Source organism: Klebsiella sp. MS 92-3 (assembly GCF_000195655.1).
Lineage (GTDB): Bacteria > Pseudomonadota > Gammaproteobacteria > Enterobacterales > Enterobacteriaceae > Klebsiella > Klebsiella pneumoniae.
The window spans coordinates 1-15,495 of record NZ_GL882789.1 but is presented as its reverse complement, the minus strand read 5'-3'; the positions used below and the strand labels follow the sequence as shown (position 1 = coordinate 15,495).

Genomic DNA, 15,495 nt, shown 5'->3' with positions numbered 1-15,495 from the left:
GGCGGATGCCCGCCTCAGGCAGCTTGTCCAGTTCGTCGAGGTCGAGCCAGGCCATAAACAGGCGGTAGACGAAGTGGTGCGCCTTCGGCTGCAGGCGACGGTGGCGCAGGACGCCCTGATAGAGGCAGCTGTTCATTTCAGTTGCCCTCCGCCACGGCGATGCCCTGCACCACGTCGAGCGCGCTGCGCACCCCATCCTCATGAAAGCCGTTGTACCAGTAGGCGCCGCAGTACCAGCTCCGCTGCTGGCCGTTAATCTCTTCGCGCCGCAGCTGGGCCGACCAGCTTTGCGGGTTAAACAGCGGATGCTCATAGACGAAGCGCTGCCAGACGTAGCGATCGTCCACCGGCGCGTCCGGGTTCAGGGTGACGCAGAACAGCGGCGCGCCCGCGGGCAGCCCCTGGAGAATATTCATGTTGTAGGTGACGCAGGCCCGGGCCCGATCCCCGTCGCTCAGGCGATAGTTCCAGCTGGCCCAGGCGCGCTGGCGCTCCGGCAGCCAGCGCGGATCGCTGTGCAACACCACCTCGTTACGCTGCCAGCCGATGTCCCCAAGGACTTCTCGTTCGGAATCGGTGGGCGCCGCCAGCATCGCCAGGGCCTGCGCGGAGTGGCAGGCGAAGATCACCTGGTCAAAATGCGCCTCCCCGGACGCCAGCCGCAGGGTGACCCCCGCCGGGTGGCGGTCCACCTGCTGCACCGGCGCGTTGAGGCGTAGATCCAGACGATCGCCGAGCCTGGCGAGCAGGGCGCGGACGTATTCCCGGGAACCGCCGGGCACCACGTACCATTGCGGGCGATCGCGAATATCCAGCAGACCGTGGTTTTCAAAGAAGCGCAAAAACAGCGGCAGCGGGAAGCGGCGCATCTCCTGCAGCGACGACGACCAGATGGCCGCCCCCATCGGCAGAATATAGTGGCGGGCGAAGAAGGGGCTGAAGCGGTGGCGGGTGAGGAAGCTCTCCAGCGTCGCGCCTGGATCCAGCGCCTCGGTCAGCGCCAGTTTCGCCAGCCGGTTGAAGCGGACGATCTCGCTCAGCAGTCCCCAGAAGGCCGGCTTCAGCAGATTGCGCCGCTGGGCGAAGAGCGAGGTCAGGCTGTGGCCGTTGTACTCCAGGCCGCTGGCCGGGTTGTGGACCGAGAAGCTCATCTGCGTTTTTTGCCCGGCGATCCCCAGCTCGCTGAGCAGGCCCATAAAGCGCGGATAGGTGCGATCGTTGTAGACGATAAATCCGGTATCGATGGCCCAGGTGCCCTGCGGCGTGGCGACATCCACGGTGGCGGTGTGGCCGCCCGGCGTGGCGCCCGCTTCGAACAGCGTTACCTGATGGTGTCCGGCCAGTCGCCAGGCGCAGGTCAGCCCGGCGATGCCGCTGCCGATGATGGCGATGTTCATGAGCGCACCATCCTGCGCAACAGCAGGCGCTGGATACCCGATGGCAGGCTGGCTAGCAGCCGCAGGGCCAGGCTGAAGCCGGTGGGGAAGGCGATGTGGTTTTTGCCCTTCGCCAGACCGTGGCGGATCGCCGCCACCGCCCGATCTACGCTCACCCGACCGGGCATGGCGAAGTCGTTTTTGCGCGTCAGCGGGGTGTCGACGAAGCCCGGAGAGACCACCGTGACGGCGACCCCTTTCGACTCCCAGTCCAGACGCAGGCTGTTAGCAAACCAGCTCAGCGCCGCCTTGGAGGCGCCATAGGCTTCCGCGCGCGGAAAGGGCAGCCAGTGCGCCATGGAGCTGACCAGCACCACCCGATCGCCTGCCTCCAGCTGCGTCTGCAGCGCCGCCAGGCAGTTCACCGGCCCGAGGAAGTTGGTGGCCATCACCCGCTCCACGAGGGCGGCATCCACCTGTCCGTGGTCGAGGTATTCGCAGGTCCCGGCGCAGAGAATGATCAGGTCGGCAAAACAGCCTGTCAGCGCCTGGCGACAGGCGTCCCTGTCTGTCATATCGAACAGGCGTACGCTGATGTTGGGGCTGAGCTGCTGGAGCGCTGCCAGGCGCGACGCATCGCGCCCGCAGGCGATGACCAGATGGCCATCCGCCGCGAAGGATTTCGCCAGGCCGGCGCCGATCCCGGAGCTGGCGCCGGTGATGAGCACCGTCATCATGAGCGCACCCTCCGCTTCACGCCGCGTACCGCCCAGCCCAGCAGGGGAAGATGCTCGTAGATCATCTCCCCGGCGTCGTAGTAGTCGCGCTGATGGAGAACCTGCTCCCCGGCGATGTCCACCACCGAGCAGCCCGGCAGGGCCAGCGTTTCTCCACCGGCAATGCGCGGATGCGACCAGTGCATGGTCCAGGTCACGGCGAACCGCTGGCCGTCGCAAAGCGGCGTGTCGATGGTGAACCGGCACTGCTCCACGTTGGCCAGCAGATGGGTAAAGTAGCGCTGAATGGCGAACAGCCCCTGATGCTGACCAAAAGGATCGCTCAGCGTCGCGTCCGGATGGTACAGCGCGGCCAGCGCTGCGGGCGGCTGTGCATCCAGCCCGGCGTAGTACTCAACGAAACGACGAATCACGGACGGCGAGGTGCTCATGGATCACATCCTGGCTAGATACGGTAGCGTAATGGCATACTTAAAACTTACACAAATAAAATTATTTGTCCAAGTTTGTAGAAAAATATATTTTATTTGTGTTAAAAATCATGTTGTTATGATTGGTGTTTTAAGGAGTGAAAATCACGGGTGGTGCAAAGGGCAAGCGTGAGCCCGCCGCGCCACCGGGCGCTGGCGGAACAGAGCGTAGAGGTAAGTGAAAACAGGGGGTTAGAGCGGGATCACCTCGAGGGAGACGACCTGCTGCTGCCAGAGTTCGACCTGCCTCTGGCGGGCAGCGGAGAGTTTGCCGCTGGTGACCAGCAGCCAGTTGCGCTGGGGAAAAATCTCCGGCGCCAGGGCGGCGGGAGGCACCGGCAGAACGTCGATGCGATGGCCCTGGCCGGTACGTTTGAGCGCCTCAAGCCAGATTTCGCAGGCGTCGGTCAGGTGCCAGCCGGTGATCAGAAAGTTGTCCCCGGGCGCCTTCTTGTCGCCTTCGAGGCAAAACGAGGTATAGGCGATGATGATGCCGTCGAGAATTTCGCGCAGCGTCATGATGGCCGGCACGTTGGCGGAGACCTGGCTGCGCAGCGGACGCAGCACTTCGGTTACCAGCTCCTGGCGCGGATATTCGCGCCCGGCGTCGTAGATCAGCTGGCGCAGGGACTCGATTTTTCCCTCTTTCAGCCGCTGCAGCATGGTCTCCTGCAGCGTCAGCCAGTTATTGGTGCGCCGCGCGCCGGGGCGCGACAGCAGGGGTTTCACCTGGCTGACCGGCACCCCTTTTTTCACCCAGTCGAGGATCTTCAGCGCCTGCTGGACGTCGTCATCGCTGTACAGACGGTGTCCACCATCGGTGCGCAGCGGCTTAAGCAGGCCGTAGCGGCGCTGCCAGGCGCGAAGCGTGGTCGCATTTATCCCGCATAGTCGGGCAAATTCGCCGATGGAGTAAGGCATGGAGGCCACCTGTTAACAAAGAATATTCTCAATATACTACGAATCACGACGGCTGGCGTGAAGTGTAGTGGCTTTGCACTACACTTTCCCCAACCGCGTAAATGAAAGGAGTTCTCATGAAGCTATGGCCTGTTGTCACCGGCGTCGCTATCGCGTTAACCCTGGTGGCCTGCAAATCGCCCACGCCGCCGAAGGGCGTTCAGCCGATTAGCGGGTTTGACGCCAGCCGTTATCTCGGGAAATGGTATGAGGTCGCCCGCCTGGAGAATCGCTTCGAGCGAGGCCTGGAGCAGGTGACCGCCACCTACGGCGCCCGCAGCGACGGAGGGATCAGCGTCGTCAACCGCGGTTATGACCCGGTCAAAAAACGCTGGAATGAGAGCGACGGGAAAGCCTATTTCACCGGCGCCCCCACCACTGCGGCGCTGAAGGTGTCGTTCTTCGGGCCGTTCTACGGCGGCTATAACGTGATCCGCCTGGACGACGACTACCAGTACGCGCTGGTCAGCGGCCCCAACCGCGACTATCTGTGGATCCTGTCGCGAACCCCCACCATTCCGGCGGCGGTGAAGCAGGATTACCTGAATACCGCGCGCGAGCTGGGCTTTGACGTCGATCGCCTGGTGTGGATCCGCCAGACGCCGCGCTAGCCTCGCCGCTTAGCGGCTGAGCAGATGGGTATAAACCACGTACAGCCCGGCCAGCGCCGCCACGTTGAGCGCTACGCTGATGAAAAACCGCGTCCGGAAGGGCTGCTTTTGCGTTTTATGGCGAAAGCACTGCTGGCCGAGGATGGCCCCCGGCCAGCCTCCCGCCAGGCCCAGCACCAGCAGCGTGGTTTCCGGCACCCGGCGCCAGGCATTGCGCGCCGCCAGCTTGTCGGCGCCATAGATAAGCCATGTCAGGAGGCTGCTCAGTAAAAACCACATCGCCAGCGGGTAGGGCAGCAGGGCGCTGCCCACGGCGGTGAGCAGCAGCAGGGAATAACATACCAGGTTCAGATTCATAGGGACGTTCACGCCGGCCAGAAGAATGGCGCCACTATAGCCAATTTCCCGGACCGGCGTAAACGCGGCGGGCTATTGGCTACGCTTGCCCCGATGCCGGGACAGCCACATCAGCTTATACGCCGCCGGAATGATAAACAGCGACAGCAGCGGGGCGGTGATCATCCCGCCAATCATCGGCGCGGCGATACGGCTCATGACTTCCGAACCGGCGCCGGTGCCCCATAAAATCGGCAGCAGGCCGGCGATAATCACCGCCACGGTCATCGCCTTCGGCCGAACGCGCAGCACCGCCCCCTGGTACAGCGCCTCGTCGAGCTTATCGACGCTGAAAGTCTGCGGATTCTCCAGCGATGGCTCGGCCTCGATGGCGTGGCGCAGGTACATCAACATCACCACGCCAAATTCTGCCGCCACCCCGGCGAGGGCGATAAAGCCGGTACCGGTGGCCACCGACAGATGGAACCCCATCCAGTAGAGGAACCAGATCCCGCCCACAAGGGCGAACGGCACGCTGGTGATAATCAGCAGTGCTTCGCCGACGCGGCGGAACGCCAGATACAGCAGCACGAAGATAATCATCAGCGTCATCGGCACCATCAGCTTCAGCTTCTGATTGGCGCGCTCCAGCAGCTCAAACTGCCCGGAGTAGGACACACTGATGCCCGGCTTCAGCTTCACCTCCTTGCCGATGGCCTGCTGCAGATCGTGCACTACCGACACCATGTCGCGGTCGCGGGCGTCGATGTAGATCCAACTGGTCGGGCGGGCGTTCTCGGTCTTCAGCATCGATGGTCCGGTGACCACTTTCACCTCAGCCACGTCGCCGAGGACAATCTGTTGCTTCAGCGGCGTGAGGATCGGCAGCTGGCGCAGGGTCTCCGGGCTGTCGCGATAGCTCTGCGGGTAGCGGATGTTGATCGGATAGCGCTCGACGCCCTCTACCGTTTCGCCAACCATCGCCCCGCCGATGGCGGACGAGACGAACAACTGCACGTCGCCGACGGTCATCCCGTAGCGGGCCGCCTTCTCACGATGAATATCAATGTTAAGGTAGCGCCCGCCGACCAGCCGCTCGGCTAATGCCGAAGTGACTCCCGGCACGCTGCGCGCCACCACTTCAATTTGCCCGGCGATGGCGTCGATATCGGCCAGGTTGGTGCCGGAAACTTTAATGCCAATCGGGCTCTTGATGCCGGTGGAGAGCATGTCGATGCGGTTGCGGATCGGCGGCACCCACAGGTTCGCCAGTCCCGGCAGGCGCACGGTTTTATCCAGCTCCTCGACGATCTTCTCCATGGTCATCCCCGGTCGCCATTGATCCTGCGGCTTGAGCTGAATGGTGGTCTCCACCATCTCCAGCGGCGCCGAGTCGGTGGCGGTTTCGGCCTTGCCGGTTTTGCCGAACACCCTTGCCACTTCCGGCACCGTCATGATCAGCTTATCGGTTTTCTGCAGCATATCCGCCGCCTGCGCAGCGGAGATCCCCGGCAGCGTGGACGGCATATACAGCAGATCGCCCTCGTTGATCTGCGGCAGAAACTCGCCGCCGACCCGGTTAAGCGGCCAGGCAACCGTCAGGATCGACAGGAGCGCAATCAGCAGGGTAGTCTTCGGCCAGTGCAGGACCTTCAGCAGCAGCGGGTGATAAATGCGGATCAAAAAGCGATTCAGCGGATTGCTGCTCTCCGCCGGGATCCTGCCGCGGATCCAGAAGCCCATCAGGATCGGGATCGCCACGATCGCCAGCAGCGCCGCCCCGGCCATCGACCAGGTTTTGGTGAAGGCCAGCGGGCCGAACAGTTTGCCCTCCTGGCCTTCGAGGGTGAAAATCGGGATAAACGACAGGGTGATGATCAGCAGGCTGATAAACAGCGCCGGGCCGACCTCCACCGAGGCCTCGGTAATGATTTTCCAGCGTGTGTCGTTGCTGAGCTTCTCTCCCGGGTGCTGATGTTCCCACTCCTCCAGCCGCTTATGGGCGTTCTCAATCATCACGATGGCGGCATCGACCATCGCTCCCACCGCAATGGCGATCCCGCCCAGCGACATGATGTTGGCGTTGAGCCCCTGGAAATGCATCATGATAAAGGCGAAGCACAGGCCGAGCGGCAGCGAGATAATTGCCACCAGCGCCGAGCGCACGTGCCACAGGAACAGGGCGCAGACCAGGGCGACGACGATAAACTCTTCCAGCAGCTTGTGGCTGAGGTTGTCGATGGCGCGGTCGATAAGCTGGCTGCGGTCGTAGGTGGTGACCACTTCAACCCCTTCCGGCAGGCTGCTTTGCAGCGACGCCAGCTTCGCTTTGACCGCGGAGATCACTTCGCGGGCGTTCTTGCCGGAGCGCAGGATCACCACGCCGCCGGCCACTTCGCCTTCGCCGTTAAGCTCGGCGATTCCGCGGCGCATCTCCGGGCCGATCTGTACCCGCGCGACGTCGCCGAGATAAACCGGCACGCCGTTATCCCCGGTTTTCAGCACGATATTTTTGAAGTCGTCGAGCGTCTGCAGGTAGCCGCTGGCGCGCACCATATATTCGGCTTCCGCCAGTTCGACGGAAGAGCCGCCCGCCTCCTGGTTAGAGGCGTCCAGCGCCGATTTCACCTCGCCGAGGCTGATGCCGTACTGGGTCAGCTTCATCGGGTCGACGACAATCTGATACTCCTTGACCACGCCGCCCACCGACGCCACTTCCGAGACGTTAGGGATGGTTTTCAGCTCATATTTTAAGAACCAGTCCTGTAGGGAGCGCAGTTCGGCGAGGTCGTGCTTGCCGCTGCGGTCGACCAGCGCGTACTCGAAGACCCAGCCGACGCCGGTGGCGTCCGGGCCCATTTCGGCGCTGACCCCGGCGGGAAGTTTGCCCTGTACCTGGTTGAGATACTCCAGCACCCGCGATCGCGCCCAGTAAGGATCGGTGCCGTCTTCAAAAATCACGTATACGTAGGAGTCGCCGAATTGCGAGAAGCCGCGAACCGTTTTGGCGCCGGGGACCGACAGCATGGTGGTGGTCAGCGGCCAGGTGACCTGGTTTTCGACGATCTGCGGCGCCTGTCCCGGATAGCGGGTTTTGACGATCACCTGTACATCAGAGAGATCCGGCAGGGCGTCTACCGGGGTGTGGATGATGGTCCAGGTTCCCCAGATGCTGAGAAACAGCGCCGCCATCATCACCAGGAAGCGGTTGGCCACCGAGCGGCGGATAATCCATTCAATCATGGTTCCGTTCCTTAGTGCGCGTGGGCGGCAGAGGCCGCGGCATCAGGGGCCTGCGCGCGCATGCGCTCCAGCGCGCCGGCGATATTGGCCTCCGAGTCGATCAGGAACAGGCCGCTGGCGACGACTTTCTCACCCTCCTGCAGCCCGCTGCGAATGGCCGTGACGCCGGCGGATTCATGGAATACCTGCACGATTTTCGGCACGAAGCGGCCCTCGTTATCCACGGTAATCACTCGCTGCTCGCTGCCGCTGTCGATCAGCGCTTTGGAGGGGATCAGCAGCATCGGGGCGCTTTCGCTGGTCAGCTGCAGGTAGGCGTTCATCCCCGGCTTCAGCGCTTCATCCGGGTTGTTGACCTGCAGGCGCAGCTGCAGGGTGCGGGTGGCGCTATCGACGCTGGGGAGAAGGGTCCATTTGCTGATGCGGAAGGTTTTGCCCGGCCAGGCGGGAACCTGAATGCTGAACTGCGAGGCGTCTTTAATCAGCCAGGCGATGGATTCCGGGACCGCCACGCTGACCCACACCGGATCCATGCCCTGAATTTTCGCCACCACGTTATCTTTGGCGATGTTCATTCCGGCGCGCAGATCGAAGGCGGTAATAACGCCATCGATCGGTGCTTTGAGAGTAAAGCGGGTCTGGATTTTACGCGTGGCTTTCAGGCGGCGGATATCGTCATCCGGCATTCCGGCGAGACGTAGACGCTCGAGGATCCCCTCGACCTGCGTAGCGGTGCCCCCGGTCTCCTGCAATAGCAGATATTCGCTCTGCGCTTCCACCCAGTCCGGGATGGTCAGCTCGAGCAGCGGCGTGCCTTGTTTCACTTTGTCGCCGACGGTCAACGGATAGACTTTATTGATAAAGCCCGCCGCCCGCGCCTGCATAATCACATACTGGTACTCGTTATAGCTGATGTTGGCCGGGAAGGTCTGGGCGTAGCGCAGCGGCCCGCGGGTGACGGCGGCGGTTTTCACCCCAAGATTCTGGGTCTGCGTCGGGTCGATACGCACCCCCGGCGCACCGGCGGCGGCATGCTCCTCATCGGCGTATTTCGGCACCAGATCCATATCCATAAACGGCGATTTACCCGGTTTATCGAAGCGGGTGTTCGGGTACATCGGGTCGTACCAGAACAGCACTTTACGCTGCTGCTCGGCCGCCGGAGCGGCAGATTGGGTCGGTGCCCATCGGGCGTACAGCGCCGCGGTAAGCGCGCCGCCAATCAGCATGCTGCCAAGGATCAGCGCCGTATTTTTCAGTGTCAGGGATGCCATGTGTCGTCCATTCAGTTATTGAGGGGGGCTACCGTCGCCGGGCCGTTATTGGGCGCGGATATCCTGTAACAACGACAGATTGCCCTGCTGAACGAAGGTGAAGTCCACGCTGTCGCCATCCTTTACATTGTTGAGCTGCGTCTGCGGGGTGATGGTGAAGCGCATGGTCATCGGCGGCCAGTTCACCGCCGGGATGGCCTCGTGGGCGATAGTGATTTTTTTGTTATCCATATCAATAGCTTTAATGACGCCTTTGCCGCGGATGCTTTGCGCCTGCGCGGCGGCGGGCTGCTCGTGCATCACCATACCGGCGTGCGGGTCGGCGGCCTGGGCGGCGAACACCGCGCCAGAGAGCAGGGTGAACAGGGTTATTTTAGATAGTGAATTCATCATCAAGACTCCTTGGGTTATTCCATCCAGCCGCCGCCGAGGGCGGTGAACAGGGTGATTTCATTAGCCTGACGGGAATAGTTGAGTTCCAGCAGGGTTTGTCGGGTGGTGAAAATATCGCGCTGGGCGCTCAGGACTTCGATATAGCTGACCGCGCCGTGGCGATAGAGCGCAGTGGCGCGCTGCAGGGTGATATTCAGCGAGGCGAGATAGCGCTGCTGGGCGGCAATCTGATCGGCCAGGCTCTGGCGCAGGGCCAGCGCGTCGGCCACCTCTTTAAAGGCGGACTGGATTTTTTGTTCATAGTTGACCACCTGCTGCTGCTGGCGGATCTCCGCCAGATCGAGGCTGGCCTGATTACGCCCGGCGTTGAAAATCGGCAGTTCAATTTTGGGGATAAAGTTCCACATCGCGCCGCCGGCGTTAAACAGGCTGGAGAGCTCGCTGCTGCTGCCGGAGAGCGAGCTGGTTAGGGTGATCGACGGGAAGAAGGCCGCCCGTGCGGCGCCGATATTGGCGTTGGCCGCTTGCAGGCTGTGTTCGGCTTCCAGAATATCCGGCCGCTGCAGCAGGATCGCTGAGGAGAGCGATGGCGGCAGGGTTACGCCTTGCAGGTCTACCGCGCTGCTGGCGCTATCGTCCGGCAGATGTTGATAGCTGCCGAGCAGTAGCTGCAGGGCGTTATTGGCCTGCGCCAGCTGGCCCTGACGTTTGGCGATATCGGCGCGGGTGCTTTCGATCATGCCGCGCGCCTGCTCCAGCGCCAGCACGGTGGTGCTCCCGGTCAGCAGCTGTTTTTCAACGAAGGCGTAAGACTGCTGATAGTTCTGTAAGGTATCGTTGGCCACCTGCAGCTGCGCTGCCGCCAGCCGCTGGTTGAAGTAGCTTTGTGAAACGTTAGCAATCAACAGGATATGCACTGCGCGCCGTGCCTCTTCGCTGGCGAAGAAGTTCTGTCGGTCGGCCTCGCTAAGGTTTTTCAGCCGGCCAAAGAAATCGAGGTCGTAGCTGAGGTTTAAGCCGGCGGCATAATCGCTGCTGGTGGTGGTGTCGCCTTTGAGCTTGCCGCCATAGGTGGTGCTGCCGTCACCGTTAAGCTGCGGGTAGCGGTCGGCGTCGGTTACCCGGTACTGGGCGCGGGCTTCCTGCACTTTCAGCGTCGCCATCCGCAGATCGCGGTTGTTGGTCAGCGCGGTGCTAATCAGGCTTTTCACCTGCGGGTCGACGAAAAAGGTGCGCCAGCCGGTCTCCTGGTAGCCCGCTGTTGCAGTAACCAGCTTGTTCTGGCTGAGAGAGAACTGCTGCGGCACCGGCGCGATAGGGCGCTGGTAGTCCGGAGCGAGCGACAGACAGCCGGTTAAGGCAAATATCACGCTGAGGGTAAGTAGCTGTATTGAACGCATGGCGGCAGAAGTTTCGACGATTTATCCATGGCGGCTACTTTACGTAGCGGGCTCTGTTCAGGGCGTGACGGGAAAATGACAAAGCTGTCATTTTCCTGATATTTCATTGCTATCCGGAGGCGCTCCTCTAAAATTGAATACCCGCACAAAGCGCGCGTGAAGGAGCCTGCCGTGAAGATTTTGATTGTCGAAGATGAGAAGAAAACCGGAGAGTACCTGACCAAAGGGCTCACCGAGGCCGGCTTCGTCGTCGACCTGGCCGATAACGGCCTCAACGGCTATCACCTGGCGATGACCAGCGATTACGATCTGCTGATCCTCGACATCATGCTGCCCGATGTGAACGGTTGGGATATCGTGCGCATGCTGCGCACCGCCGGGAAAGGCATGCCGATCCTGCTGCTTACCGCGTTGGGCACCATTGAGCATCGGGTGAAGGGGCTGGAGTTGGGCGCTGACGACTATCTGGTAAAACCGTTCGCCTTTGCGGAGCTGCTGGCGCGGGTGCGCACTCTGCTGCGCCGCGGGGCGGCGGTCATCGTCGAAAGCCAGTTTCAGGCGGCCGATCTCAGCGTCGATTTGGTCAGCCGCAAGGTGACGCGCGGCGCCACCCGCATCACCCTGACCAGTAAGGAATTCACGCTGCTGGAGTTCTTCCTGCGTCATCAGGGCGAGGTGCTGCCCCGTTCGTTAATTGCCTCGCAGGTGTGGGATATGAACTTCGACAGCGACACTAACGCCATTGACGTGGCGGTGAAGCGGCTGCGCGCCAAAATTGATAACGACTTCGAGCCGAAGCTGATCCAGACCGTGCGCGGCGTCGGCTATATGCTTGAGGTGCCGGATGGCCGCTAAGCGCCCCTTTTCCCTGGCCACCCGGCTGACCTTCTTTATTAGCCTCGCCACCGTCATTGCCTTCTTCGCCTTCACCTGGATCATGATCCATTCGGTGAAGGCCCACTTTGAAGAGCGCGACGTTCACGATCTCAGGCAGCTCAGCACCACCCTGGAGACGGTCCTCGACCACGCTGACTACCCGCCGGCGCGACGGCTGGAGATCGTGAGGAATATCATTGCGGGCTACGCCAACGTCTTCATCTGCCTGGACGATGACCAGGGCAATATTCTCTTCCAGTCGCCCAACGGGCCGGATCTCAGCCATATGCTGAGTACGCCGGGGCTGGCGATGCAGCTCCGCGACGGGAATGTGATTTCATGGACCGACCCGCAGCCGCGGGCAATGGCGCACGATAATCATCCACTGGAGACCCGCGCCTGGCGGTTGATCATGCTGCCGCTGGGCAAGCAGGCGGACGGTAAACCGGCGTACCACCTGCTGATGGCCTTATCCATCGATTTTCACCTGCACTATATTAATGAGCTGAAAGCGAAGCTGATCTCCGCGGCGTCGATAATCAGTTTGCTGATCATCGCCATCGTGCTGTTTGTGGTCTACCAGGGGCATAAGCCGATCCGCCAGATCAGTCGCCAGATCCAGAATATTACCTCGCGGGATCTCGATGTGCGCCTTGACCCGCAGGCGGTGCCTGTCGAGCTGGAGCGGCTGGCGCTGTCGTTTAACCATATGCTGGAGCGCATAGAGGATGTCTTTACCCGCCAGTCCAACTTCTCCGCCGATATCGCCCATGAAATCCGCACGCCGATCACTAACCTGGTGACGCAAACTGAAATCGCCTTAAGCCAGAGCCGCAGCCAGCAGGAGCTGGAAGAGGTGTTGTATTCCAATCTCGAAGAGTTCTCGCGGATGTCGCGGATGGTCAGTGATATGTTGTTCCTCGCCCAGGCGGATAATAACCAGCTGATCCCTGAGCAACAGGCGCTGGATCTGGCCGATGAAGTGCATAAGGTGTTTGAGTTTTTCGAGGCGTGGGCGGAAGAGAAAGCGGTGGCGCTGCGCTTTGTCGGTAGCCCCTGCCGGGTGACGGGCGATCCGCTGATGCTGCGGCGGGCAATCAGCAACCTGCTGTCGAATGCGATCCGCTACACGCCGGCCGGCCAGGCGGTGACCATCCAGTTGAGCGAAAGCGCGGAGACGGTACGCCTGGTGGTGGAGAACCCCGGTACGCCGATTGCCGCCGAGCATCTGCCGCGCCTGTTTGACCGATTCTATCGCGTCGACCCCTCGCGCCAGCGCAAAGGGGAGGGCAGCGGCATCGGCCTGGCGATTGTGAAATCGATTGTCGGAGCCCACCACGGCAGCGTGGCGGCACAGTCCGATCTGCGCTCGACGCGGTTTATTGTGGTGTTGCCGAAATAGGCGCAATCCGCGAGTGATAGTTGAGTATGTGGCTTTCTGTCGCTATATTAAATGTACGGAAAATAACCGTACATGAAGTTTGCAACAGGCCGGAGATAACGTATGCCCGCACTTAAAAAGCAGCGTATAGATTTGAGATTAACCGATGATGATAAGAGCATCATCGAGGAAGCTGCGGCAATTTCGAATCAGACGATTACCCAGTTTGTGGTTGCCAGTGCCTCAGAACGTGCTGCGGAAGTGATTGAGCAGCACCGCAGAATGGTCCTCAATGAGCAATCATGGAGCCTGGTGATGGAGGCGATTACCCAACCGCCAGCCCCGAATGATCGACTGAAACGTGCAGCGAAGCGTCTACAAACCAGGTAAGGTAGAGCTAATGGAGCAGCAACTGACGATTGAGATGATTGCCGATGCGTTCAGCTACGATATCACTGGATTTGATTGCGGCGAGGAAGCGCTGAATACGTTTTTAAAAGAGCACCTCAAGCGGCAGCACGATGGACAAATCTTAAGGGGTTATGCGCTGGTCTCCGGGGATACCGTTCCCAGGTTGCTGGGTTATTACACCTTATCGGGGAGTTGTTTCGAGCGAGGCATGTTGCCGTCTAAAACTCAGCAAAAGAAAATCCCGTATCAAAATGCGCCAAGCGTAACCCTCGGGCGGCTGGCCATTGATAAATCTGTTCAGGGGCAGGGCTGGGGAGAGATGTTGGTTGCCCATGCGATGCGAGTGGTGTGGGGAGCGTCTAAAGCCGTTGGCATCTACGGATTGTTTGTTGAAGCCCTTAATGAGAAGGCTAAAGCATTCTATCTTCGTCTGGGGTTTATACAGCTCGTGGATGAAAATAGTAACTTACTGTTTTATCCGACCAAATCGATTGAACAGCTCTTTACTGACGATGAGTCATAAAAGAAACCGGGCAGCGCCAGGCGGCTGCCCCCAGTATCGCGACTCTCTTACTCTTCGAAGTACCAGTAGCCCTGATTAATCAGCCGCGTCAGTTCGCTCACGAACGCCGGATTCTGCAGGCCGCTGCCGAGCTCTTCCTGGCCTAATGAGGTATAGCGACACAGCGCATCCAGCGCTTCGGCATCGGTGGTGTCGAGTTGTTCGCTATGCACGAAGAAGCTGTCGCCGATATGCAGAACGCGCAGGCCGCTCAGGCGGGAAAGCTTTTCACCACCCAGCAGCGCATCGACCACTTCCTCTTCTTCATACGGTGGTTCCGCCGGCGCAATATCCAGCTCGTGACGCGGGGTGGTGACGAAACTGCCGAACCACTGCTTGAAGTCTTCCGGCTGGCGAATCATATCGATCATCATGGTGCGCAGACGTTCGAGTTCATACTCTTCAACCCGGCCCGGATGCTCGCGGCAGGTGAGGTCCGGATCGCTGTAGTGCTCGCCGCCGAGATCGTTCTCCAGCACATAGTCGGCGAAGCTGCTGATCAGGTCGCGGCCGTTTGGCCCGCGGAAGCCGACGGAGTAGTTCAGGGCGGTTTCGTGGGTTATGCCGTCGTGCGGGAATCCCGGTGGAATATAGAGGATGTCGCCCGGCTGCAGATCTTCATCAATGATCGGTGGGAACGGATCGACGTGCAGCAGTGCCGGATGCGGACAGAACTGACGCATCGGCAGCTTGTCACCCACGCGCCAGCGGCGGCTGCCCATGCCCTGAATAATAAAGACGTCATACTGATCGATATGCGGGCCGACACCGCCGCCGGGGACGGAGAAGGAGATCATCAGGTCGTCCAGGCGCCAGTCCGGCAGTACGCGGAACGGACGCACCAGCTCGGCGGCCGGCATATGCCAGTGGTTTACCGCCTGGGCCAGCAGGGACCAACCGGTTTCGCCCAGCCCGTCGAAATGTTCAAAAGGACCATTGCTGGCCTGCCATTTGCCGTTTTTCAGGCTGACCAGCCGGCTGTCGACTTCCGGCTCCATGGCTAATCCGGCCAGCTCGTCCGGAGTAATCGGGTCGACGAAGTCCGGAAACGCGTTTTTTAATACCACCGGCTGTTTCTGCCAGTATTTTTCTAAAAACTCGGGCCAGTTAATGTTGAGTTGATAAGCCATCGATTATTACCAGTAAGAAGAAACGGGCCTGATTATAGAAATGAGGGCCGGGCGGGCGCATTGTCGTGGGTCAAGAGTGGTGCTTAATTCACCATCGGCGCGATAATGGCGTTGGGTAAGAGAGAAAAATCACATTTTCGCCAAAAACCGATCTTAGCGTAAATTGCGCTGCAGGCCGCATGAGCACTGGGATTGCGCCTTTAATGGTAAGAAGATGAATTAGCGAAAAGTTCAAATAATGAGCGGTCGATAAGATTTTTCTATTTTAACGCTTGCTACTTCCGGCGAACTCCCTATAATGCGCTCCCACTGACACGGCAGATGTGAATCACTTC

16 protein-coding genes are annotated in these 15,495 nt (G+C 60.5%); 5 read left to right on the top strand and 11 right to left on the bottom strand.

Annotated elements, in window-relative coordinates; all coding sequences use genetic code 11:
• From HMPREF9538_RS17425 to HMPREF9538_RS17445, 5 genes are all read right to left on the bottom strand, one after another.
• A partial coding sequence (locus HMPREF9538_RS17425) for a DUF1365 family protein (protein WP_009484680.1) occupies nucleotides 1-136 on the bottom strand: 136 nt, incomplete at its 3' end.
• Between the two features lies 1 nt (nucleotide 137).
• Nucleotides 138-1,397: an NAD(P)/FAD-dependent oxidoreductase gene (locus HMPREF9538_RS17430; RefSeq protein ID WP_009484679.1), complete on the bottom strand. Its 1,260-nt coding sequence runs from the start codon at nucleotides 1,395-1,397 to the stop codon at nucleotides 138-140.
• Entirely contained in the window at nucleotides 1,394-2,113 is a 720-nt protein-coding gene (locus HMPREF9538_RS17435; protein WP_004186834.1) for an SDR family NAD(P)-dependent oxidoreductase, read from the bottom strand. Before HMPREF9538_RS17435 ends, HMPREF9538_RS17430 begins: the two co-directional genes overlap by 4 nt.
• The gene (locus HMPREF9538_RS17440) at nucleotides 2,110-2,544 is read right to left on the bottom strand and encodes a nuclear transport factor 2 family protein (protein ID WP_004178448.1); all 435 of its coding nucleotides are present in this window, start codon (nucleotides 2,542-2,544) and stop codon (nucleotides 2,110-2,112) included. The genes HMPREF9538_RS17435 and HMPREF9538_RS17440 overlap by 4 nt, the downstream gene beginning before the upstream one ends.
• Before the next feature lie 231 nt (nucleotides 2,545-2,775).
• The gene (locus HMPREF9538_RS17445; RefSeq protein ID WP_002887258.1) at nucleotides 2,776-3,504 is read right to left on the bottom strand and encodes a MerR family transcriptional regulator; all 729 of its coding nucleotides are present in this window, start codon (nucleotides 3,502-3,504) and stop codon (nucleotides 2,776-2,778) included.
• Nucleotides 3,505-3,620: 116 nt separating this feature from the next.
• On the opposite strand from HMPREF9538_RS17445, the gene HMPREF9538_RS17450 reads away from it, so the two are divergent.
• On the top strand, nucleotides 3,621-4,154 hold the full coding sequence (locus tag HMPREF9538_RS17450) for a lipocalin family protein (RefSeq protein WP_002887259.1): 534 nt from the start codon (nucleotides 3,621-3,623) through the stop codon (nucleotides 4,152-4,154).
• Between the two features lie 9 nt (nucleotides 4,155-4,163).
• Here the strand turns inward: HMPREF9538_RS17450 and HMPREF9538_RS17455 are convergent, their stop codons facing one another.
• The 5 genes from HMPREF9538_RS17455 to HMPREF9538_RS17475 all read right to left on the bottom strand — a co-directional run bounded on the left by HMPREF9538_RS17455 (nucleotide 4,164) and on the right by HMPREF9538_RS17475 (nucleotide 10,800).
• Entirely contained in the window at nucleotides 4,164-4,511 is a 348-nt protein-coding gene (locus HMPREF9538_RS17455) for a DUF1294 domain-containing protein (protein ID WP_004186837.1), read from the bottom strand.
• A 72-nt stretch (nucleotides 4,512-4,583) separates the two neighbouring features.
• Nucleotides 4,584-7,733, bottom strand: a complete 3,150-nt coding sequence (locus HMPREF9538_RS17460) for a CusA/CzcA family heavy metal efflux RND transporter (RefSeq protein ID WP_004186838.1) — start codon at nucleotides 7,731-7,733, stop codon at nucleotides 4,584-4,586.
• 11 nt (nucleotides 7,734-7,744) lie between these two features.
• Nucleotides 7,745-9,007, bottom strand: a complete 1,263-nt coding sequence (locus tag HMPREF9538_RS17465) for an efflux RND transporter periplasmic adaptor subunit (RefSeq protein WP_004214147.1) — start codon at nucleotides 9,005-9,007, stop codon at nucleotides 7,745-7,747.
• A 45-nt stretch (nucleotides 9,008-9,052) separates the two neighbouring features.
• Nucleotides 9,053-9,397 carry a cation efflux system protein CusF gene (cusF, locus tag HMPREF9538_RS17470; protein ID WP_004214146.1) on the bottom strand — a complete coding sequence of 115 codons (345 nt, stop codon included), beginning with the start codon at nucleotides 9,395-9,397 and terminating at the stop codon, nucleotides 9,053-9,055.
• 17 nt (nucleotides 9,398-9,414) lie between these two features.
• Nucleotides 9,415-10,800, bottom strand: a complete 1,386-nt coding sequence (locus HMPREF9538_RS17475) for an efflux transporter outer membrane subunit (RefSeq protein ID WP_009484676.1) — start codon at nucleotides 10,798-10,800, stop codon at nucleotides 9,415-9,417.
• Nucleotides 10,801-10,971: 171 nt separating this feature from the next.
• Here HMPREF9538_RS17475 and cusR point away from each other — a divergent pair, with 171 nt between their 5' ends.
• The 4 genes from cusR (at nucleotide 10,972) to kacT (ending at nucleotide 13,991) form a co-directional block, all read left to right on the top strand.
• Nucleotides 10,972-11,655: a copper response regulator transcription factor CusR gene (gene cusR, locus HMPREF9538_RS17485; protein ID WP_004214143.1), complete on the top strand. Its 684-nt coding sequence runs from the start codon at nucleotides 10,972-10,974 to the stop codon at nucleotides 11,653-11,655.
• Entirely contained in the window at nucleotides 11,645-13,078 is a 1,434-nt protein-coding gene (locus HMPREF9538_RS17490; RefSeq protein WP_009484674.1) for a Cu(+)/Ag(+) sensor histidine kinase, read from the top strand. The genes cusR and HMPREF9538_RS17490 overlap by 11 nt, the downstream gene beginning before the upstream one ends.
• A 102-nt stretch (nucleotides 13,079-13,180) precedes the next feature.
• Nucleotides 13,181-13,447, top strand: coding sequence for a type II toxin-antitoxin system antitoxin KacA (kacA, locus tag HMPREF9538_RS17495; protein WP_002887278.1), 267 nt, complete (start codon nucleotides 13,181-13,183; stop codon nucleotides 13,445-13,447).
• A 10-nt stretch (nucleotides 13,448-13,457) separates the two neighbouring features.
• Nucleotides 13,458-13,991, top strand: coding sequence for a type II toxin-antitoxin system toxin KacT (gene kacT, locus HMPREF9538_RS17500; RefSeq protein ID WP_004178461.1), 534 nt, complete (start codon nucleotides 13,458-13,460; stop codon nucleotides 13,989-13,991).
• 47 nt (nucleotides 13,992-14,038) lie between these two features.
• Here kacT and HMPREF9538_RS17505 read toward each other — a convergent pair whose 3' ends face one another.
• The gene (locus HMPREF9538_RS17505) at nucleotides 14,039-15,160 is read right to left on the bottom strand and encodes a cupin domain-containing protein (RefSeq protein ID WP_002887282.1); all 1,122 of its coding nucleotides are present in this window, start codon (nucleotides 15,158-15,160) and stop codon (nucleotides 14,039-14,041) included.
• Between the last annotated feature and the right edge of the window lie 335 nt (nucleotides 15,161-15,495).